Origin of the sequence: Arthrobacter sp. TWP1-1 (genome assembly GCF_049897845.1) — a bacterium.
In the GTDB taxonomy this organism is placed as follows: domain Bacteria; phylum Actinomycetota; class Actinomycetes; order Actinomycetales; family Micrococcaceae; genus Specibacter.
The window spans coordinates 46,585-68,009 of record NZ_JAFCXC010000008.1 but is presented as its reverse complement, the minus strand read 5'-3'; the positions used below and the strand labels follow the sequence as shown (position 1 = coordinate 68,009).

The window sequence follows — 21,425 nt, the reverse complement described above, 5'->3', positions numbered from 1 at the left end:
TCGCGTCGCCACGACGTTAGTTTTGCGTCGCCTCTAAGTCGGGCTTGGCGTCAGGCTCGACGTCGGACTTGGCCTCGTCCTTTTTGGCGCCGATGACTGTCACGGTTCCCGGGGCAATGACGGGGCTGGGATCGATCCGTACCGCGTCGCTGGCCACAGGAGGCTTGGCGGACTTCTCAGCAGCGATCTTGTCCTTGATGGTGCTGGCGTAAGAATCCACGTACTCCTGGCCGGACAGGCGCATGAGCTCGTACATAATTTCATCCGTGACGGATCGCTGGACAAAGCGGTCGTCGGCCATGCCTTGGTAGCGGCTGAAGTCCATGGGCTCACCAAATATGACGCCGAGCCGGCGGATCGTAGGGATGCGACGGCCGATGGGCTGGACCTTGTCAGTGCCAATCATGGCCACGGGAATCACTGGCACATTGGCCGTCAGCACAAGCTTGGCCACGCCGACCTTGCCACGGTACAGGCGGCCATCGGGGCTGCGAGTCCCCTCGGGGTAGATGCCCAGCAAGCCACCGTCCTTGAGTACGTCAATGCCCGTCTGGAGCGAGTTCTGGGATGCCGCACCGCCTGAGCGGTCCATGGGCAGCTGGTTCGTCAGCTTGAAGAACGCGGCGGTCAGGCGCCCCTTGATGCCCTTGCCGGTGAAGTAATCGCTCTTGGCGAGGAACACCACCGGACGCGGAACCATCAAGGGCATAAAGATGGAGTCCGAAAAGGAAAGGTGGTTACTAGCCAGGACGGCCGGGCCATCAATAGGGAGGTTGTCCAACCCTTTTGTCCAGGGCCGGAACAGCACCTTCAAAACAGGGCCTAGAAAAATCTTCTTTAGTACCCAATAGATCACGGTGGTGTTCCTCCTCTTGCGCTGCCGGTTGCGCACGAACCGGGTTCACTGCGGTTCCCCCGCTGTGAACATATCAACAGTAGTCTAGTGAAAGCGGCACACAATCGCGGCAGCACGGCCGCAGCCACGCGAGGTACTTCCCCGGCCACGGCGTCCGGGCAGGAAAGGGGCCATCACCATGGCGCAATCGTTCCGTTCCCAAGGACACGGGGAACTGGCCCGTATTGGCGTAGCTGTGTGTCACGGCTTCACCGGATCCCCCGTGAGCATGCGCGGTTGGAGCGAATACCTCGCAGAGGCGGGCTTTGCCGTCAACATGCCTTTGCTTGCGGGCCACGGCACCACGTGGCAGGAACTGAACAAGACACCGTGGGAGCACTGGTACCGGGACTTTGAGGCCGCCTATCTGGAATTAGCGGGCCGCTGTGACACCGTATTTGTTGCCGGCATGTCCATGGGCGGGGCACTGGCCTTGCGCGTGGCGGCCCTGCACCCTGTGGCCGGGGTTGCCGTGGTGAATCCCGGCCTGACCTTCTCCGATCCGAAGGCGAAATATGCCGGCCTGCTCAAGTACGTACTCAAGAGCGTTCCGGCCATTGGCGACGATATGAAAGTCCAGGGCGTCAGCGAAGGCGCCTATGCCCGTACGCCCGTCGCCGCGGTTCATCAACTGTCACAACTTTTCGAGGAGACCATAGGGTTGCTGCCCAGCGTCACCGCCCCCACCGTGGTCTTTCGATCCACGGTGGACCATGTCGTGCCCGATTCCAGCCTCGAGGTCATCAAGGAGAAGTTGGGCTCCTCAGAGCTACGGATAGTTCCCTTGGAAAACAGCTACCATGTAGCCACTATGGACAACGACGCGCCATTGATCTTTTCACAGTCTGCTGATTTCTTTCGAAGGAACCTCCATGCAATCTGATCCCGGTGCGGGTGCGCCGCATACCGGCGACAACGACGACGATGTGTGGCGCGATCTTGTTGCGCGGCTCGAAGGCGCCGAAGACTCCTTCATGGATGATCCCGGCATGAAGGCCGCCCCTGATTCCAAAGGCGGGGAGGCCACGAGCGCGGATTCCAAAAGTGGGGAATCCAAAAGCGTCAGCGACTTTGACCCCCTAGGCGTTTGGCAGGCAGAGACTTCGCCGAACAATTCCATGAACGACGCCGGAGCCTCCACTGGCGGACCCCGAGACTATGGGACGGAGGAATCCGAAGACAATTTTGTGCCGGAGGACCCTCCCATCCTGAGCAACACCGAACCCGCCATCATGCTGTCCTGGATTGCTGCCGCTGGCGGCCCACTGTTTCTGGTCTTCTCCGTCATTTTCTGGCGTAACGCGCCCATGCTGCTGGTGGTCGGCGTCATCGTGGCGTTTCTCGCCGGCGCCGGATACCTACTGTTCCGCCTGCCCAACCACCGCGACGACGACGGCGGAGACGGCGCCGTCGTCTAACTTTCAGCGCCTAACTTTTAGCTGCTAACTCTCAGCGTCTAGCTGCCGGCGACGGACGCGCGAAAGATCGGCTGCACCGATCAGTCCGGCGGCAGCTCCCAGTTGCGCAACGGTGATGGCCGCCTCCTGCCGATATCCACGCCCCGTCAAATTCCGTGAGTACGCGCGTCGGGCCGGATCCAGCAGCAGGTCACCGGCAGCACTAAGTCCGCCGCCGATGACAAAGATCGCCGGATCCAGTGCTGCGGCAAGGTTGGCCATGCCTAGGCCCAGCCAGTCACCGACTTCCGCAACGAGCTCTTGGGCAGTTGCTTCCCCTTGCAGGGCCAGCTCGGTGACTACGGTCCCGGTAATGTTTTTCGATCTTCCATGCGCGGCCGCCAGGAGACCGGCGGCCATGGGCGATTGCTTCCCCGCCAGCTCGCGGCCCTCCCTGCCCAAGGCGTTTCCGGAAGCGTACTGCTCCCAGCAACCCCGGTTTCCACATTCACAGCGGTGCCCGCCGGGCATGATGATCTGGTGGCCAAATTCGCCTGCCATTCCAAAGGCGCCACGTTCAACCTTGCCGTCCAAGACAAGCGCGCCACCGATGCCAGTACCCAAGGTCAACATGATCATCCGGCTGTGGCCACGGCCGGCCCCGAAGCGAGATTCAGCCCACGCCGCCGCATCGGCGTCGTTTGTTACCAAAACGGGGCGCCCCAGCATGCCTTCCAGCGTGTCCCGCAGTGGCTCATCACGCCAGGCCAGATGCGGGCTGAACACCACCTTGGCACCGTCTAGGTCCATCCAGCCCGCTGCCCCGATACCCACGGACTCAATACTGTGTCTGGTGCCGAGCTCGGTGACGAGCTCCACGATGACTTCCTCGACGGCGCGAGCATCACGGCCCGGAGTGGCCCTCCTCAGTTCTTCAATGATCACTCCCCTACCATCAACAAGGCCGGCAGCGACCTTGGTGCCGCCAATATCTATCCCCAGCGCTAAGGGCCGTTGCTCAGCTGATGTGGAAGTTGCAGTGGCTGTTGCAATGGCTGTGGCGGTGGGGTCGGTCTGAGGCGGAATCATTCCACGATTCTAGCCAGCCAACCAGCCATCCGTGCAGCTCGCTGGCTGGCACGTTGGCCGATGCAACGCCACTGCAACGCCACCGCAAGGAGAGGAACTGCGGACGCCAACTTGGAAAGTGTGAGCTGAACAACATAAAGTTACTCATCAGTAACATCCGACATCGGACTAAACACCCGCGCGCCGGATAGAGTGAAGCAACACGATTGCAGAGCCACATATCAAAGGAGCTATTGTGCAAGAGATTTCCGTTCCGGCCAAGGTGGTCAGTCCGCCCACCATGAACACCACCGATTTCGTTCTGCGTCAGGCCAAGCTGCCCGCCAATCCTGCACTATTCTCCAAGCGCAACGCAGACAACGTCTGGGTTGATGTATCCGCCAAGGAATTCTTGGCCGACGTTAGCGCCATCGCCAAGGGCCTAATCGCCTCTGGCATTGGCGTGGGTGATCGTGTTGGCATCATGGCCCGCACGCGTTACGAATGGTCTCTCGTTGACTTCTCCATTTGGTTTGCCGGCGCTATATCCGTGCCGATCTACGAAACGTCCTCACCGTCTCAGGTGGCCTGGAATCTGGGCGATTCGGCTGCGGTGGCTGTTTTTGCCGAAACCGGTACCCACGAAAACATCATCCGCCAGGCTGCCCACAACGAAGGGCTGACAACGTTGGCCCACGTGTGGCAACTCGAAGGTGATGGCCTCGACGTCCTGCGTGATGCCGGCCGGGACGTCAGCGATGACGCTTTGGAAGCCGCCCGCACGGCCAACGGCCTCGCTGACACAGCCACCATTATTTACACCTCGGGCACCACGGGCCGCCCCAAGGGCTGCATGCTCACACACAGTAACTTTGTGGAGCTGAGCGAGAACGCGCTCTCGGTCCTAGCCCAGACAGTGGTGACGCCGGGCTCCCAGACCATCATGTTCCTGCCGCTGGCGCATGTGTTTGCGCGCTATATCTCGGTTTTGGCCGTGGCCGGTGGCGCGAAGGTTGGCCACACACCTGATATCAAGCACCTGCTGGCTGACCTGCAAAGCTTCCAGCCCACGTTCATTTTGGCTGTGCCGCGCGTCTTTGAAAAGGTGTACAACTCGGCCTCTCTCAAGGCAGAGAGCGAAGGTAAGGGCAAGATATTTACCATTGCCGCCCACACTGCCGTTGACTATGCCCGCGCGGCTCAGGCTGGCAAGGTTGGTGTGGTCCTCAAGGCCAAGCATGCCCTGTTCGACAAACTCGTCTATTCCAAGCTCCGTGCCGCGATGGGTGGGAATGTTCGTCACGCGGTCTCCGGCGGTGGGCCCCTCGGAGAGCGTCTTGGCTACTTCTTCCAGGGCATCGGCCTGCAAATCCTGGAAGGTTACGGCCTCACCGAAACGACGGCCCCCATCACCGTCAACCGTCCGGAACGGATCAAGATCGGTACCGTGGGCGCGCCCCTGCCGGGCAATGCCGTAAAGATCGCGGCCGACGGCGAAATCCTCACCAAGGGCGTGTGCGTCATGAAGGGCTACTACGGCCGCGATGACCTTACGGCCGAAACCTTTATTGACGGCTGGTTCCGCACCGGAGACATTGGCGAGCTCGACGACCAGGGCTTCCTGAAGATCACGGGGCGTAAAAAGGAAATCATTGTCACCTCAGGTGGCAAGAACGTTGTCCCGGCCCTGCTGGAAGATCAGATCCGGGCTGACGCCATAGTTTCCCAGTGCGTCGTCATTGGCGAGCAACGCCCCTTCATTGCCGCGATCGTCACGCTCGATGAGGAAGCGCTGCCGCAATGGGGCAAGGCTCATGGCCTCAGCGACGGCATCACGGTGGCACAGGCCGGCAAGGACCCGATTGTCCTGGCCGCGGTGCAGAAGGCAGTCGACAGGGCCAACAGCTCGGTCTCTTCCGCTGAGGCCATTAAGCAGTTCAGGATCGTCGACACCGACTTCACCGAGACTTCGGGCCACCTCACCCCGTCCATGAAGGTCAAGCGCGGCCAGGTCCTCAAGGACTACAACTCGGTGGTGGAAGACATCTACCTGAGCAAGAAGCCAGCCTAACCACTCGCTAAACAAGCAAGGCTTAAACAAGAAGAGTCTCGACAGCTTCGACCACCTGTGGTCGAAGCTGTCGAGACTCTTTTGCGTCGCCCTTTTGCTGCTAAGAGATAACCACCAGCAGGTCTCCACCTTGGACCTGGGCCACCCCAGGAACGGCAATGCGGGCCACTGTGCCGCCGATCGGCGTCGTAATTGAGGCTTCCATCTTCATGGCTTCGATGGTGGCGATGGTGGCGCCGGCCTCGACGACGTCGCCCACGGCAACCTTGACACTCACGGCGCCGGCAAACGGCGCTGCAACCTGACCGGGCACGGTCTCGTCGGCCTTCTCAGCCGCCTTGACGGTGCTTTCGATGCTACGATCCCGCACAGTGATGGGACGGTTCTGGCCGTTGAGCTTGCAGACCACGGTTCGCATGCCCTTTTCGTCTGCCTCGGAGATGGTCTCGAGCACCGCGATCAGGCGCACACCCTTGCCAAGGTCCACGGAGTGCTCCACGCCGCGGCGAAGTCCGTAAAGGTAGTCGCGGGTGTCCAGCACGGAAACATCTCCGTACGTCTTGCGAACAGCCTCAAAGTCCTTGGTGGGTCCGGCGAAGAGCAACCGGTTCAGGGCCGCGCGGCGCGTTTCGCTGTCCCCGGCAAGTTCCGCGCTGTCCTGTGCGCTGAGCGTGCCCATGCGTTCGGTCACGGTGCGGCCTTGCAGGGCCTTGGTGCGGAACGGCTCAGGCCAGCCACCCGGAGGGGTGCCCAGCTCGCCGCCGAGGAAGCCAATGACGGAATCCGGGATGTCATAGTTCTGCGGGTTGGCCTCGAAATCGGCCGGGTCGGCCTTGATGCCCACCAGGTGCAGGGCCAAATCACCCACCACCTTGGACGACGGCGTGACCTTGACCAGGTGCCCGAGGATTCTATCCGCGGCCGTGTACATGTCTTCGATTTCCTCGAAGCGCTCCCCCAGACCCAAGGCAATAGCCTGCTGGCGCAGGTTGGACAGCTGGCCTCCCGGGATCTCGTGTAGGTAAACACGGCCGGTGGGTGCGGCAAGTCCTGACTCGAAGGGTGAGTACAGGCGACGAACGGCTTCCCAGTACGGCTCCAGCGAGCTGATGGCCGCCAGATCTATGCCGGTGTCGCGCTCGGTGTGTGCCAGTGCGGCAACCAAGGCGGACGCCGAGGGCTGGCTGGTGGTGCCTGCCAGGGCAGCGGAGGCGACGTCAACGGCGTCGACCCCTGCATTGATGGCCGCCATCAAGGTGGCGAGCTGGCCACCTGCCGTGTCATGGGTGTGCAGGTGTACGGGCAGCTCGAAGCGTTCGCGCAGTGCCGTAACCAGTTTGGCGGCCGCTGCCGGGCGGAGTACGCCGGCCATGTCCTTGATGGCCAGGATGTGCGCGCCGGCGTCGACGATGCGCTGCGCCAGCTCAAGGTAGTAGTCAAGGGTGTAGATGGTTTCGGCCGGATCCAGCAGATCGCCCGTGTAGCACAGGGCCACTTCGGCCACAGCTGTTCCCGTGGCACGCACGGCCTTGATAGCCGGTTCCATCTGGTCAACATCGTTGAGCGCGTCAAAGATGCGGAAAATGTCAATGCCGCTGGCGGCGGCTTCTTGGACAAACGCGTCCGTCACTTCGGCCGGGTACGGCGTGTAGCCCACCGTATTGCGACCACGCAGGAGCATCTGCAGGCAAACGTTGGGGAGTGCTTCGCGCAGCTTGCTCAGCCGCTGCCACGGATCTTCACCGAGGAAGCGCAGGGAGACGTCATAGGTGGCGCCACCCCAGGCTTCCACCGAGAGCAGCTGCGGGGTCAGCACCGAGACGGCGGGGCCCGCAGCCAACAGGTCCCTGGTGCGCACACGGGTGGCCAGCAAGGACTGGTGTGCATCGCGGAACGTGGTGTCCGTGACTGCCACGGGAACCTGTGCTCGCAGGGCTGCGGCAAAGCCTTCCGGGCCAAGCTCAGCAAGCTGCTGGCGTGATCCAGCCGGAGCCGTGGCCAGATCGACGTCGGGCAACTTGCGGGCCGGGTCTTCCAAGACCTTCAACTCGCCGTGCGGCTTGTTGACTGTTGCATCCGCCAGCCAGGTCAGCAGCTTCGTGCCTCGGTCAGAGGACACGTGGGCGTTGAGCAATTCGGGGCGCTCGTCGATGAAGGACGTGGCTACGTCTCCGGCATTGAACGCCGGATCCGCAAGAACGGACTGCAGGAAGGCGATGTTGGTGGAGACGCCGCGGATTCGGAACTCGGCCAAGGCGCGGCGGGCTCGCGAAACCGCTGTCGGGTAGTCTCGGCCGCGGCAGGTGAGCTTGACCAGCATGGAATCAAAATGCGGGCTGATCTGGGCACCTGCGTAGATGGTTCCGCCGTCGAGCCTTACACCGGCGCCACCCGCGGAACGGTAGGTGGTGATCTCGCCAACGTCGGGGCGGAAGCCGTTGGCCGGATCTTCCGTGGTGATGCGGCACTGCAGCGCAGCACCCTTGACCTGTACGGTCTCTTGGCTCAGGCCAAGATCGGCAAGGGTCTCACCGGCGGCAATGCGCAGCTGCGCCTGAACCAAGTCCACATCGGTGATTTCTTCCGTCACGGTGTGCTCGACCTGGATGCGCGGGTTCATTTCGATGAACACGTGCTGTCCGGCGCGCTCCCCCACGGTGTCAACGAGGAACTCCACGGTTCCGGCGTTGACGTAGCCCATGGCCTTGGCGAACTTCACGGCATCGGCGTGCAGGGCCTTGCGGATGTTCTCATCCAGGTTCGGCGCCGGAGCAATCTCAACCACCTTTTGGTGGCGTCGCTGCAGCGAACAATCGCGCTCGAACAGGTGGATGACGTTGCCCTCATTGTCGGCCAGAATCTGGACCTCGATGTGACGGGGGCGCAATACTGCCTGTTCCAGGAACATGGTGGGGTCACCAAAGGCGGCATCCGCTTCACGCATGGCAGCCTTCAGGGCCTCTTCCAGGTCCTCAGCCTTTTCAACACGGCGCATGCCTCGCCCGCCACCGCCGGCAACGGCCTTGGCGAAGATGGGGTAGCCAATCTCCGCGGCGGCACCCAGCAGGTAATCAAGATCTGCACTTGGCTTGCTTGACTGCAGCACTGGGATACCGGCCTTGCGGGCGGCGTCCAGGGCGCGAACCTTGTTACCTGTCAGCTCCAGCACTTCAGCGGGCGGGCCAACAAAGGTAATTCCGGCATCCCTGGCGGCAGCGGCCAGGTCCGGGTTTTCGGAGAGGAACCCGTAACCGGGGTAGATGGCGTCCGCGCCGGCTTCCTTGGCGACACGGATGACCTCCGCCACGTCAAGGTAGGCGCGCACGGGGTGGCCCTCTTCACCAATCAGGTAGGCTTCGTCGGCCTTCTGGCGGTGAATGGAGGTGCGGTCCTCGTAAGGGTAGACGGCTACGGTCTTGGCACCAAGCTCATAGCTGGCACGGAATGCCCGGATCGCGATTTCACCGCGGTTGGCAACCAGAATTTTCGAAAACATCTCACTCCTGTGTGAACAATGGTGGCGAATCACGTGCCTCAAATCTGAAGCAGTGACTCGCCCGTGAGGGCTGCGGTGCTGGGCCTAAAGGCCAGAATCGTGCCGCCTTGTAGAAATTGGTGTAGTTCTGTGACACAAAGTGGTGCAAGTTTGACCCCTGCAGCTATTCTGCACCAAATCGTGTGGCGCAGATCACTGCAGGGGGCGTAATATTCTTGCGCCAGGCTGAGCCGTTACTGCTCGGCCAGTTCCTCGATGGACGGGCACGAGCAGACCAGATGGCGGTCGCCGTAGGCCTGGTCAATGCGGCGAACGATCGGCCAGTACTTGGCACGCGGATCCACACCGGCCGGGAAGACTGCTTCTTCACGGGTGTAGGGGTGGTCCCATTCCTGGGCGATGCTTTGCGCCGTGTGGGGAGCCTGCACCAGCGGATTGTCGTCCGCGGGCCAGAGACCATCCTGGACGGCCGCAATTTCCTTACGGATGCAGATCATGGCATTGATGAAGCGGTCAATCTCGCCCAGGTCCTCGGATTCGGTGGGCTCCACCATGAGCGTGCCGGCCACCGGGAACGACATCGTCGGGGCGTGGAATCCATAGTCGATGAGCCGCTTGGCGACATCATCAACGCTCACACCGGAATCGGCCGTGATGCCGCGCAGATCCAGGATGCATTCGTGCGCCACCAGATCGTGGGCTCCCGTGTAGAGCACCGGATAGTGCTCGCCCAATCGGCGGGCAATGTAGTTGGCCGACAAGATGGCCGTCTGGGTTGCCAGGCGCAGTCCCTCCGGGCCCATCATGCGAATGTAGGCCCAGGAGATGGGAAGGATCGACGCCGAACCGTACGGCGCGCTGGAAACCAGCCCCACCGAGGTGCCAGCATCAAGCTCGCGGGCCGGCAGGTGCTTGGCCAGATGCGCACCAACAGCAACCGGGCCGACGCCGGGTCCGCCGCCGCCGTGCGGGATGCAGAAGGTCTTGTGCAGGTTGAGGTGGGAAACATCGGAACCAAACTTGCCCGGCTGAGCCAAGCCAACCAGAGCGTTAAGGTTCGCCCCATCAACGTAAACCTGACCTCCGGCGTCGTGAATCATGGCGCAAATGGTGCTGATGGACGTCTCGAAAACACCGTGGGTTGACGGGTAGGTGACCATAATCGCGGCCAAGCTATCTTCGTGGACGGTAATTTGGCGCTTGAGATCGTCCATGTCGATGTTGCCGAAACCGTCCGTGGCCACGGCGACAACCTTCATTCCGGCCATGACGGCGGATGCGGCGTTGGTGCCGTGTGCGGAGGTTGGGATTAACACAATGTCCCGGTTCGGATTGCCATTTTCCAGGTGGAACGCGCGGATGGCCATGAGCCCGGCAAATTCGCCCTGTGAACCAGCATTAGGCTGCACGGAAACGGCGTCGTAGCCGGTAATTTCCGCCAGCCAGGCCTCAAGCTGTGTGGCCATTTCTACGATGCCCACGGTGTCCGCGGCAGGGGCGAAGGGGTGCAGATTGGAGAACTCGGGCCACGTCACGGCAGCCATCTCCGCTGTGGCATTCAGCTTCATTGTGCACGAGCCCAAGGGAATCATGCCGCGGTCCAGCGCGTAATCGGCGTCCGAAAGCTTGCGCAGGTACCGCAGCATCTGGGTTTCGGAATTGTGCGCATGGAAGACCGCGTTGCTCAGGTAGTCCGTGGCACGGGCTGGCGCCGGGAGCTCGACGGCGGACGGGTCGGTAGCCTGGTCCGTCTCCTTGACGCCGAACAAGGCTGCCAGCGCGGCGACGTCGGCCTCGGTGGTGGTCTCGTCGGTGGCGATCTGCAGGTGATCGTGATCCACCTGGCGCAGCAGGTAACCGGCCCGGTGCGCGGCGGCAACGAGCTCAGCCGCCGCGTGGCCGCTCTGTGAGGTGACCTTGATCTTGACCGTGTCGAAAAAGTTCGTGTGCACCACGGTGTGGCCAGCAGCCGTTGCCGCGGCGGCAACAGCCAGCGCCATCACGTGGACGCGGGCGGCGATCTTTCGCAGCCCCTCAGGGCCGTGGTAGACCGCATACATGCCGGCCATAACGGCCAGCAGCACCTGCGCCGTGCAGATGTTCGAGGTGGCCTTCTCACGGCGAATGTGCTGCTCGCGGGTCTGCAAGGCCAGGCGGTAGGCCTGGTTGCCCACGGCATCCTTGGACACGCCCACCAGACGGCCGGGCAGCGAACGCTCCAGCCCCTTGCGGACGGCCATGTAGCCGGCGTGCGGGCCACCAAAGCCCATGGGGACACCAAAACGCTGGGAGGTGCCAACGGCTAGATCGGCGCCAAGCCCACCCGGGGACTCCACAAGGGTCAGCGCCAACAGATCGGCGGCAACCGCCACAATGGCCTTGCGCGCGTGGGCCGCGGCGATGATCGGTTCAATGTCACGAATCAGCCCGGAGTCACCGGGGTATTGCAGCAGCACACCGAAGAACTCAACCGCCGGGAGTTCTTCGTCAAAGTTATGCGCGAGGACCGGGATGCCCATGGCCTTGGCGCGGGTATGCACTACCGCGAGGGTCTGAGGGAAGGTGTCAGCGTCAACCAGCAGGACGGCGTCGTCCGCTGCAGAACGATTGTTGCGGCGCATCAGCGCAACAGCCTCGGCGGCCGCCGTGCCCTCATCGAGCATTGAGGCATTGGCTGTAACCATGCCTGTCAGATCCGACACGACAGTCTGGAAATTCAACAGCGCTTCGAGGCGGCCCTGGGAAATCTCGGGCTGGTACGGGGTATATGCCGTGTACCAGGCAGGACTTTCCAAAACATTGCGCTGAATCACACCCGGGGTGTGGGTGCCGTAGTAGCCCTGGCCGAGGAAGGACTTGTTGACGGTGTTTTTGCCCGCCAACTCCTTCAATTCAGCCAGCATGGCCTCTTCCGACACCGCTGCCTGCAGCTTCATCGGCTCGGCCAAATAGATCGATTTTGGCAGCGCGGCCGTTGTTAGCTCCTCTAAAGAACCAAATCCGAGGGTGCTCAACATATGATGAATGTGGGGCTGCGCAGTAACCCCAATGTGTCGATCACTAAAGGTGGCCGACACAAGGTTGTTTGTGCTCTGGCGTTCCGGCAAATTATCAGCGGTATTTGTCAATGGGTTCTCCAAGTCGCGAACGTTCCACAGCTATTGTATGTGTCAGGGCTAACAGCTAGCAGCACAACACATGATTGAGTAAGCAACGCAAAGGGTAATGGTTCATCCGTGCAAGTAGTGAGTATCAGCAGCCTCAAGGGCGGCGTCGGCAAGACCTCAGTCACGCTCGGCCTGGCCTCGGCAGCCCTGGCGGCAGGCATCCCCACGTTGGTGATCGATCTTGATCCCCATGCCGACGCCACCACCGGTCTCGGTGTCGCCGCGCGCGACCAGCTGGACATTGGTCAAATGATCAAGAACGCACGCAAGGCCAATCTTGGCGCCAACGTGGTCCCCAGCGGCTGGCTGGCGGCCCACCAGCACGACGACGGTGCCACACCAACGCTCGACGTCGCCATGGGTTCGGCCTTCAGCGGCATCTACGACCGCCCGGATCTGGGCAAGCGCGATCTGCGCCGCCTTTCCACCGTGTTGGCGAATGCCGATCGTGACGGCACAGCGCCCTATCAGCTGGTGCTGATCGACTGCCCTCCGTCACTGAATGGCCTGACCCGCATGGCGTGGACAGCCAGCAGCCGCGTGCTGCTTGTTGCCGAGCCTGGCCTGTTCTCCGTGGCCGGTACGCAACGCACCCTGCGCGCCATAGAACTGTTCCGCACCGAATTCGCCCCGGCCCTTGTGCCTGCCGGCATTGTGGCCAACCGCGTCCGCACAGGGTCCAACGAGCATGCCTACCGACTGGGCGAGATGAAGACCATGTTTGGTGACCTGCTGCTCTCCCCCACCATTCCCGAGCAGGCCAACTGGCAGCAGATCCAAGGCGCCGCGCACCCTGTGCACCAGTGGCCCGGAGATTCCGCCAAGAACGCCTCGGCACTCTTTGATCGATTGCTCGATTCTGTCCTGAATCAAAGCGCAACCCGAAGCCGCCTCTACCGCGGCTAGGTCCCTGGACTTTCCAGAACTTAAAGAAGAAGCAGCCCGCTGAAATTCAGCGGGCTGCTTCTTGCTTACTTATTTCTTTTGCACTTAGGAGATCTTGCGGGCTTCGCGGCGCTTGCTGAGTTCATCGTCCGGGAAAGCCGCAATGGCTGCGTGCTCGCTGGGGAGGGAAGCAAGGCTTCCCTCAACCTCTCGCCAAACACGGCCAACGGCAATGCCAAAGACACCCTGGCCACCCTGCACTAGGTCGATAACCTCATCTGCCGAGGTGCACTCGTACACGGATGCGCCGTCGCTCATCAACGTGATTTGCGCCAAGTCCTCGACGCCGCGCTCACGCAGGTGCTCCACGGCGGAACGAATTTGCTGGAGGGACACACCCGTGTCCAGAAGCCGCTTGACCACCTTCAGTACCAAGATGTCCCGGAAGCCATAGAGTCGCTGCGAGCCGGATCCTGCGGCCCCGCGGACGGCCGGTTCTACTAGACCCGTGCGTGCCCAGTAATCGAGCTGGCGGTATGTAATGCCGGCAGCCTTACAGGCCGTGGGCCCACGGTACCCTGCGTGAATATCGAGAACAGGCAGGTCTTCGGTGAACAACAAACCCTGGGATCCAGCACGGAATGCCGCACTGGGGACAACGGCTGCCGTCGGCTCGCCGGCGTCACTCTTGGCATTCACGTGGATCCTCCTGTTCACAGTCCCCCGAACGGTTTGCTTGCCCGCCAACCGTCAATGCACGACACATCCAAGGGAGAGCTGTAGGGGGCTCTAACCTCAAGTGTGCCCGTGCCAGCCGAGGCTTGCAATGGGAAACTCAATACTTTGACGTTAGATCCCTGTGGGAGCAAGGTCAAAGACGTCCGCACAACAATTTCATCGTGTCGAAAGTTTCAGGCTCAGCTTTAAGGTTAGACATGGCAGGAAATCCGCGACAATACGCGGGTTACTTGTCAAAATCCTCTGGCTCAACGTCGTTGAGGAATTCCCTAAATTGACGAACCTCACGCTCCTTGGCCTCGTCGTCATCGGCGACCACTGCTGCGTTTCCGTCCTCATCGTGGTCCCCAATCACCACACCGGCCTCCTCGATAAGGGCCTCAGCAGCCAAAATCGGGCACTCTGCGCGTTGGGCAATGGCAATGGCGTCGGAGGCACGCGAGCCAATGGTTATCCCGTTGTCGAAGCGCAATTCGGCAAAGAAAACACCGTCCTCAACCCTGGTCAGGCTGACGTCCAGAATTTTGTGGCCCAACGCCAAAACGACCCCGCACAAGAGATCGTGGGTTAGTGGCCGCGGAGGCACCACACCTTGTTCTGACAAGGCGATTGCCGTGGCTTCGGCGGCACCGATCCAGATCGGGATATGCCGCTCCCCTACCTTTTCGCGCAGCAGAACCAGCGGCTGGTTGGACGGCAGTTCAATCCTGACACCCACGATCTCAACCTCAATCATGAGGTTTCCATCTCAGCGATGCGTGTCTGGACCAAGGCACTGTGCAGACTCAGGCACAGCTCGGCAATTTCGCGCGCAGACTCGGCAGCCCGCATGGCGGCCGTGCTGTCTTTGCGCGCTGAAACCGGACCTACAGCACGTTCAACCAAGCCAAATTCCCTGTCGGCGGCGGCCTGGAAGGGCCGCAGGTGCCGGGGTTCAAGTCCGTGGACTGCCAGCGCAGTGCATGCCTGAGCAACCTTCAAGGCATGATCGTCGAAAGTTCCCTCATGCGAGGCGATCAGACCATAACTGATCATGGTCTCAAATAACTCAACGCCGGAACCAGACTCGGTGCGCAACTGCTCAGGCGTCAGGCGACGTGTCCGGCCCTTGAGTTCACGGAGCACGTCTTCGGAAACCATACGCGGTGCGATGGAAACACCCGGCGGCAGGTTCTCCGGGGTCAGCCCCTGATCGATGGCATCAAGATACTCCCTGATGACCTTCAGCGGCAGGTAGTGATCACGTTGGAGCGCGAGCACAAACCGGAGCCTTTCGACGTCGGACTCCCGAAACTGCCGGTACCCGGCAGCGGTTCGCTGCGGGGTAATGAGTCCCTTTTCCTCGTAAAAACGAATCTTAGAGGCCGTCACTGAAGGGAAGTCCGAGGTCAGCTGCGCCAAGACTTCACCAATATTCAGGACGGTTGCGGCACCGGAACGCCGGCTCGTGGACTGCACGTCCACTAGCCGCCGCCCTGTGCCGGTATTCATACTTCCCACAGCGCCCTAGGAATCCGCAGCGGCGTTGCTGGAGCTGAAGTAGTACGTGAGTCGGAACTTGCCGATCTGAACTTCATTTCCGGTCCGCAAACGAACAGAATCCACACGGTCACCATTGACGTACGTCCCGTTGAGGCTGCCGGCGTCGATAACTTCGAAGCCGCCGTCGTACTTCATGAAATTCACGTGCCGGCGCGAAACTGTCACATCATCCAAGAAGATGTCCGCGTCGGGATGGCGGCCGGCCGTGGTGACCTGGCTGTCCAGCAGGAACCGCGCCCCAGCATTTGGCCCTACGTGCGCAATGAGCAGCGCGGAACCAGCAGGAAGCGAGTTCACGGCGGCTTGCTCATCGAGCGCCAGAACGGGCACCGTGGAGGGCCTTATCTGGACGGGAGGAAGATGAATTGAGGTCGTATCTGTAGCACCGGGCTGATCCTGGGAAATCGCCTGATCATTCACCCCGGCGCCGTTACCCGTGTCAACCATTGGTACTCCTCCTTGCTGAAAAAATCTTGCAGAGGAAAGCGGATGCTTCCTCAGTTACTAACAACGTATGAGCCGTCGCTGGGAATGTACTGGGTGGAACCGCCCAGTACATCCACAAAAAGCGGATATACCGGGCCAGCCCGTCGCCAAATAATTCTTTGCTACTAGCCTACCTTTTCCTGGTACTCGGCCGCGCTGAGGAGCGAACCGTAGCTGGCCGCATCCGTGAGGGTGATTTCGAGCAACCATCCGGCACCGTAAGGATCTGAATTGATCAGCGCCGGATCGGCATCCAAGGCTTCGTTGCGGGCGGTGACGGTGCCGGTCAGAGGCGCGTAGATGTCGCTGACGCTCTTGGTGGACTCGACCTCACCCACAACTGTGTCAGCTGTAACTTCGGTTCCGAGCTCCGGGACCTGGACATATACGACGTCGCCCAGTGCATCCTGCGCAAAATCGGTGATGCCAACGCGCACTACGCCCTCAGCCGTGGGTGCCAGTACCCATTCGTGTTCACCGGTGTAGGACAGATCTGCTGGAATGTTGCTCATTAATGCGCACCTTTCGGGGTTCATCGCGTGCAGTGCGAGGAAAAAATGAAGTCTAAAGGGAAACTAAAACACATTTCTAAAGTGATACCAAAACACATTTGGCCGCGGAATTCTTCAACGATCCGTATCCAGTCTTTAGTGTGTGGCCGTTCTTGACAAGTCGAAGGTACTTTCTAGCATATTTAGTCGAAATGACCCACGCTGTCAGCAGCAACTCTGAGATGATGCATGCATGACTGATTCAGCAGCCCGCACTCCGACGGATGGTTCAACCGATTCCGACACCCGAACCGACAAGCAGGGCAAGTCGAAACTGCCCGTATGGCTATTTCGTACGATTCTTGGCGTAATCATTGCCGCTGTTCTTGTGGTCGCGTATCTGATCGCGTCCGTGACGGTTCCACTGATCTGGGCGAAGTCGATCGGAAATCAGGTCGGGAACCAATTGGGCAACAGCATCCCGCTGGGCATGTTCTACGGTTTCATCTTCTCCTTCATCCCTGTCCTGGTCGCATGGCAGGCCCACCACCGCAAACTCAACAAATGGGTGCGCGTTTCACTGGTCGTTCTGGGCATCGCTCTAACAATCCCGAACCTGCTCACGCTTGGCGTCCTCTTTGGCACCACGCAAACCGCTGCCGACGCCCGCTCCATCTGGGCCAACACCGCCAACTGGTTCGGCACTTGGAGCCAGATCTTCATGCTGGTTGGTGTCGTCTGCGCCGTGATTGTCATCGTTTTGGGCCGGATGTGGATGCGACGCGGACGCAAGATCCGTGAAATCAAGGCCGCCGAGAAAGTCCTCCGCGACAACGAGAACGCCAAGGAGCGCGCCGCCAAGGCCGCCATCAAGGCCCAGCGCAAAAATCCCTCTGCGACTCCCCCTGCAACCCCCGCGCCCGACGCCGCATCCCCGGCTTCGCCCGCTTCGCCCACCGACACGCCGCGGGTCTAGGCGCCTAACTTGCCCCAGTCATCAGACCAGTCATCAGAGCAGCCATCGCCGAAGCAGCCCTGCGTGCTGGCTGGTGTTCACCCAGGCCAGCCGGCCGGCGTCGTGCTTGAAGCGGCCCGGCTTGCTGCCGCACTGAACCTCCCACTCATTTGTGCCTATTCAAACCCGGCGCGTTTCCCGGTCGAAGAGAAAGCCGATGGAACTGTCATCTCAGAGTCCGTGGATCCAGATTTCATGGACGCCAGCGAAGCTGCCTTCCCCGCCGAGCTCGCAGCGGAATTGGAGTTGCGGCTGGGCTCGAGCCCGGTTCATTGGCGCACGGCATTGCTAGCCGGTGATCCGGCCCGTGCGTTAGCACGTTGTGCCCAAATCACAGGTGCCTCCATGATCGTTGTCGGCACCCATGGTGACGCCCGCACGCCGCTGCGCGATATCCTGCGCCTTTCGGTTGCTGCGCATCTGACCCGACTGGCCAGCTGCCCTGTGCTCGTTGTCCCTACCTTTGGTGGAACTGTTGCCAAGGACCGTTTGTGAAACCACACCTCCTTCATTCCCTAGTTCTCATAGGGATTGGTGGCTCTCTTGGTGCCGCAGCGCGTGAGGGACTGGTTCTGGCTATGCCCGACGCCGGTGGCATACCGTGGGCGATAGTGCTGGCCAATGTTGTTGGTGCCTTTGTGCTCGGCCTGTTGCTTTCATCGCTGGCCCGAGTGGCGCTCCAGAATTCACCACGGCATGACCTTGCCGATGCCCGTGGCTTGCCTCGGAGACGGCGTTTGCAGCTCCTCCTGGGAACGGGATTTTGCGGCGGCTTCACCACCTACAGCACGCTTGCCGTGGGGATGGTTTCACTCTCCGGAACCGCCACCCAGGGCCTAAGCTCGGCCGCGCTTTATGGTCTTGGGACGGTTCTGATTGGCGGCCTAGCCACCTGGGCGGGCATGGCCTTGGGTAGTCGCTCGGTTGCTTCCGAGCCGGCAGGCTGCATAGCTTCAGCAGGATCGCGGCAGGACGGACGTTCATGACTCCGTTGGTTTTCATCGCCCTGGCCCTGGCTGGCGGGCTTGGTGCCATTGCCCGATTCCTGTTGGACGGCGCCATGGGCCGGCGCTTCCAGACGGCGTTTCCGTGGGCAACGTTCACCATCAATGTCTCGGGCTCCCTGGCGTTGGGCCTTTTGACTGCACTGGCAGCCGGAAATCTGATCCCGAGGGAATGGGCACTCATTCTGGGCACCGGATTTTTGGGCGGGTACACGACCTTCAGCACCAACAGCTACGAAACACTGCGCCTCCTCGGAGAGAAGCGCTACGCCGCCTCGTTCGCCAATGCCCTTGGCACACTTGCTGCCAGCGTCGGCGCTGCAGCCCTGGGATTCTGGCTAGGAACGCTTGCCGGGGGCATCACGGCGCTCTAGCCGGCGCCGTCATCGAGAATCTTGGGGAAGCTCTTTAAACTAAGACGACCCGCAGAGCATCGGCGAGATACTCGTACGGGCCTAACCGCAGCTAACTCTGAGAAGAGCGCATTGGCTACAAAGAACATTACCTGCCACTGGTCCAATCACTTGCACCGAGGGCACCTAATGAGCCCCACTTCACACTTCGGACGCATCAATTTGGTGTGATCCGCGCAACATTACTCGCAAGTAACTCATTTCCGCGACAAACAAGTTACCCAAGGGTACGCTGACGATCATGAACGAATATCAGCCACCAATTGCAGACATCGCCTTCGCCCTTGAGCATGTTGTCGGATACCCGGACATTGCTAAGCTGCCAGGCTTCGAACACGCCGACCTCGAGACCGTCGTCGAACTCCTTGAGCAGTGCGGTGAGTTCATGACCGAGGCGGTCGCCCCGACGAATCGCCAGGGCGATGTCCAGGGATCCCGGCTCCAAGCCGACGGAACTGTGGTGACACCGGAGGGATTCAAAGAGGTGTACCGCCAATATGTTGAGGCCGGTTGGGGATCTGTGCCGCTGCCGGAAGAATTTGGTGGGGGCGGCTTCCCCCGCACTGTGGGCTTGGTGATCCAGGAGCTTATGACAAGCGCCAACATGGCATTCTCCCTGTGCCCGCTATTGACACAGGGTGCCATTGAAGCGCTGTTGCACTACGGCAACGACGACTTGAAACAACGCTACCTGCCCCCGATGGTCAGCGGCGAGTGGACCGGGACCATGAACCTCACCGAGCCGCAAGCTGGCTCGGACGTTGGCGCACTCACTACCCGGGCAGTGAAGAACGACGACGGCAGCTACGCCATCACCGGGCAGAAAATCTTTATCACCTACGGCGATCACGACATGGCCGAACAAATTGTGCACCTAGTTCTCGCACGGACCCCCGGCGCTCCCGAAGGTACTCGCGGCATATCCTGCTTCATCGTTCCGAAGTTCCTCGTCAACGACGACGGCTCTCTGGGCGATCGAAATGGTGTGGAGACTGTTTCACTCGAACACAAGATGGGCATTCATGCCTCCCCCACCTGCGTACTTTCATATGAAAATGCCACCGGCTATCTAATCGGTGAAGAAAACAAGGGCATGCGCATCATGTTCGTCATGATGAATAGCGCACGTCTCGGCGTTGGTGTCCAAGGACTGGCAGTTGCTGAGCGCGCCTACCAGCAGTCACTGGCCTATGCGCAGGACCGCCAGCAGGGTCTGGCAATCGGAGCAACCGGCAGCAGCTCACCCATCATTGACTTCCCTGATGTTCGGCGCATGCTCATTACTCAGCGGGCCTCCATTGCGGCCCTGCGGTACCTCACCTTGCTCGACGCCGTGTACGTAGACCTCAGCACTAACGATCCGGACCCTGCTGTTCGAGCCAGGGCAGACGAAATCGTTGGAATCCTGACCCCGATCTGTAAATCCTATGGAACAGATCTCGGAAACGAGCTGACCTCCTTGGCACTACAGATTCAGGGTGGCATGGGCTTCATCGAGGAAACTGGGGCTGCCCAGCATGTTCGGGATGTGCGTATTGCAGCTATCTATGAAGGCACCAATGGCATCCAGGCCGCCGATCTTGTGGGCCGCAAACTGGGACTTCGTGGTGGCGCTTCAGTCTTGGAATTCATCGCCACGATGCGTGAGATCGAAGGTGAACTTGATGCCGCTGGCGCAGAATTTGTGAGCATCCGCCAGGAGCTTGGTCGCCAATTCGATGCCCTTGAGGAAGCCACAAACTGGATGCTCCAAACAGGGCAGGCAGATCCCAACGCTGTGCTATCAGGATCGACGCCGTACCTCCGGATGTGGGGCCTATGCACCAGTGCATGGATGCTTGCGCGGGCCGCCGTCGCTGCAGCCAGAACCGGCGACGCCGACCTGGCGCAGAACCAACTCGTGTTGGCCAGATTCCACGCCGAACAGATCCTTCCGCAATGCGCGAGCCTGCTGGGTGCTGCAACGGCAGGATCAGCTGACTTGTTTGCCCTCGACGCACACCAACTCTCGGGATCTGCGCGCAAGGTCAGACGCTAGCCCTCGATTGCCCGGCTAGTCCGCACTGGACCGCATCGTTAGAGGATCGCCCGCACAGGTTGGCGCAGGACGGTTTTCAGTTTCTCCGGTGCGGTCCGGCGAGGATCACTGAGATAGATCTCGTGGTGCTTGCCATTGAACTGAAGATCATTTTCTGGCATGTAAGTGTTGTGGAGCCTGTCCAAGGTAGGCGCCTCGTCATCGTAGGGACCGACGTGGAGGATTTGCACGCAAAGGCCCTCCTCCATCTCCTCAAGACGCAGCTTCGCCGACACTGGCAGGTCCTGCTTCGCAGTGACTGTGGCGATCGACTCTTCGACTCGCTCAGAAGTGATCCATTGTGGCTGGCAGATCATCATGGTCCAGTCCCATCGCTCCTTCTTCCGGGAAACGAAATCACCCATGTCTTCCGCCCACCACAGTCCTTCCAACGGCGCAACAACATAGTCTTGATTCAGGGATTTCTTGCTCGCGAATTTCGCTGCATAGGAAACCGAATAAAGAGCCGTCACTGCCTCGGCATAGTCGATGGAGCTATTGGGATCACCATGTCCGTCGACCGCCAGATAGCGAAAAGGGGGCACCTCAGCCAGTGAAAAATCTTTTCTGTCGGGTGCATACAGCTTCTTGTAGGCCCGCTTTAGATCGTATTTCGCCATTGAATATTCCTCCTCTACCTGATTCTTCCGCCAACTCTAGAATGATGCTAGTTCCTATTT

19 protein-coding genes are annotated in these 21,425 nt (G+C 60.7%); 9 read left to right on the top strand and 10 right to left on the bottom strand.

Annotation, left to right across the window (positions count from 1 at the left end; all coding sequences use genetic code 11):
- Positions 1 to 16: 16 nt before the first annotated feature.
- Entirely contained in the window at positions 17 to 856 is an 840-nt protein-coding gene (locus ACP7B9_RS13830; RefSeq protein WP_425864271.1) for a lysophospholipid acyltransferase family protein, read from the bottom strand.
- Between the two features lie 178 nt (positions 857 to 1,034).
- On the opposite strand from ACP7B9_RS13830, the gene ACP7B9_RS13825 reads away from it, so the two are divergent.
- On the top strand, positions 1,035 to 1,778 hold the full coding sequence (locus ACP7B9_RS13825) for an alpha/beta hydrolase (protein ID WP_425864270.1): 744 nt from the start codon (positions 1,035 to 1,037) through the stop codon (positions 1,776 to 1,778).
- Positions 1,768 to 2,313 carry a hypothetical protein gene (locus ACP7B9_RS13820; protein WP_425864269.1) on the top strand — a complete coding sequence of 182 codons (546 nt, stop codon included), beginning with the start codon at positions 1,768 to 1,770 and terminating at the stop codon, positions 2,311 to 2,313. The genes ACP7B9_RS13825 and ACP7B9_RS13820 overlap by 11 nt, the downstream gene beginning before the upstream one ends.
- A 24-nt stretch (positions 2,314 to 2,337) precedes the next feature.
- Here the strand turns inward: ACP7B9_RS13820 and ACP7B9_RS13815 are convergent, their stop codons facing one another.
- Positions 2,338 to 3,381: an ROK family glucokinase gene (locus ACP7B9_RS13815; RefSeq protein ID WP_425864267.1), complete on the bottom strand. Its 1,044-nt coding sequence runs from the start codon at positions 3,379 to 3,381 to the stop codon at positions 2,338 to 2,340.
- A gap of 235 nt (positions 3,382 to 3,616) precedes the next feature.
- Between ACP7B9_RS13815 and ACP7B9_RS13810 the strand changes: the two genes are divergently transcribed.
- Positions 3,617 to 5,431, top strand: coding sequence for an AMP-dependent synthetase/ligase (locus ACP7B9_RS13810; protein WP_425864266.1), 1,815 nt, complete (start codon positions 3,617 to 3,619; stop codon positions 5,429 to 5,431).
- A 100-nt stretch (positions 5,432 to 5,531) separates the two neighbouring features.
- Here ACP7B9_RS13810 and ACP7B9_RS13805 read toward each other — a convergent pair whose 3' ends face one another.
- Complete coding sequence (locus ACP7B9_RS13805; protein WP_425864264.1) at positions 5,532 to 8,927, bottom strand: pyruvate carboxylase; 3,396 nt, start codon at positions 8,925 to 8,927, stop codon at positions 5,532 to 5,534.
- Between the two features lie 233 nt (positions 8,928 to 9,160).
- The gene (gene gcvP, locus ACP7B9_RS13800; protein WP_425864424.1) at positions 9,161 to 12,004 is read right to left on the bottom strand and encodes an aminomethyl-transferring glycine dehydrogenase; all 2,844 of its coding nucleotides are present in this window, start codon (positions 12,002 to 12,004) and stop codon (positions 9,161 to 9,163) included.
- A 159-nt stretch (positions 12,005 to 12,163) separates the two neighbouring features.
- Between gcvP and ACP7B9_RS13795 the strand changes: the two genes are divergently transcribed.
- Complete coding sequence (locus ACP7B9_RS13795) at positions 12,164 to 13,000, top strand: ParA family protein (protein WP_425864262.1); 837 nt, start codon at positions 12,164 to 12,166, stop codon at positions 12,998 to 13,000.
- 84 nt (positions 13,001 to 13,084) lie between these two features.
- On the opposite strand, the gene ACP7B9_RS13790 is transcribed toward ACP7B9_RS13795, so the two are convergent.
- The 5 genes from ACP7B9_RS13790 to gcvH form a co-directional block, all read right to left on the bottom strand.
- Positions 13,085 to 13,678 carry a MerR family transcriptional regulator gene (locus ACP7B9_RS13790; protein WP_425864260.1) on the bottom strand — a complete coding sequence of 198 codons (594 nt, stop codon included), beginning with the start codon at positions 13,676 to 13,678 and terminating at the stop codon, positions 13,085 to 13,087.
- 265 nt (positions 13,679 to 13,943) lie between these two features.
- Positions 13,944 to 14,453 (bottom strand): bifunctional nuclease family protein, encoded by a 510-nt coding sequence (locus ACP7B9_RS13785; protein ID WP_425864259.1) that lies wholly within the window; start codon positions 14,451 to 14,453, stop codon positions 13,944 to 13,946.
- Entirely contained in the window at positions 14,450 to 15,208 is a 759-nt protein-coding gene (locus ACP7B9_RS13780; protein WP_425864257.1) for a MerR family transcriptional regulator, read from the bottom strand. Before ACP7B9_RS13780 ends, ACP7B9_RS13785 begins: the two co-directional genes overlap by 4 nt.
- A gap of 15 nt (positions 15,209 to 15,223) precedes the next feature.
- Entirely contained in the window at positions 15,224 to 15,706 is a 483-nt protein-coding gene (locus ACP7B9_RS13775) for an FHA domain-containing protein (protein WP_425864255.1), read from the bottom strand.
- A gap of 164 nt (positions 15,707 to 15,870) precedes the next feature.
- The gene (gene gcvH, locus ACP7B9_RS13770; RefSeq protein WP_425864253.1) at positions 15,871 to 16,257 is read right to left on the bottom strand and encodes a glycine cleavage system protein GcvH; all 387 of its coding nucleotides are present in this window, start codon (positions 16,255 to 16,257) and stop codon (positions 15,871 to 15,873) included.
- Positions 16,258 to 16,489: 232 nt separating this feature from the next.
- Between gcvH and ACP7B9_RS13765 the strand changes: the two genes are divergently transcribed.
- From ACP7B9_RS13765 to ACP7B9_RS13745, 5 genes are all read left to right on the top strand, one after another.
- On the top strand, positions 16,490 to 17,212 hold the full coding sequence (locus ACP7B9_RS13765; protein ID WP_425864251.1) for a hypothetical protein: 723 nt from the start codon (positions 16,490 to 16,492) through the stop codon (positions 17,210 to 17,212).
- Between the two features lie 9 nt (positions 17,213 to 17,221).
- Entirely contained in the window at positions 17,222 to 17,746 is a 525-nt protein-coding gene (locus ACP7B9_RS13760; protein WP_425864249.1) for a universal stress protein, read from the top strand.
- Positions 17,743 to 18,237, top strand: coding sequence for a fluoride efflux transporter FluC (locus ACP7B9_RS13755; RefSeq protein ID WP_425864247.1), 495 nt, complete (start codon positions 17,743 to 17,745; stop codon positions 18,235 to 18,237). The genes ACP7B9_RS13760 and ACP7B9_RS13755 overlap by 4 nt, the downstream gene beginning before the upstream one ends.
- Positions 18,234 to 18,629 (top strand): fluoride efflux transporter CrcB, encoded by a 396-nt coding sequence (gene crcB, locus ACP7B9_RS13750; RefSeq protein ID WP_425864245.1) that lies wholly within the window; start codon positions 18,234 to 18,236, stop codon positions 18,627 to 18,629. Before ACP7B9_RS13755 ends, crcB begins: the two co-directional genes overlap by 4 nt.
- 280 nt (positions 18,630 to 18,909) lie before the next feature.
- Positions 18,910 to 20,706 carry an acyl-CoA dehydrogenase gene (locus ACP7B9_RS13745; RefSeq protein WP_425864243.1) on the top strand — a complete coding sequence of 599 codons (1,797 nt, stop codon included), beginning with the start codon at positions 18,910 to 18,912 and terminating at the stop codon, positions 20,704 to 20,706.
- 38 nt (positions 20,707 to 20,744) lie between these two features.
- On the opposite strand, the gene ACP7B9_RS13740 is transcribed toward ACP7B9_RS13745, so the two are convergent.
- On the bottom strand, positions 20,745 to 21,365 hold the full coding sequence (locus tag ACP7B9_RS13740) for a GyrI-like domain-containing protein (protein WP_425864241.1): 621 nt from the start codon (positions 21,363 to 21,365) through the stop codon (positions 20,745 to 20,747).
- Between the last annotated feature and the right edge of the window lie 60 nt (positions 21,366 to 21,425).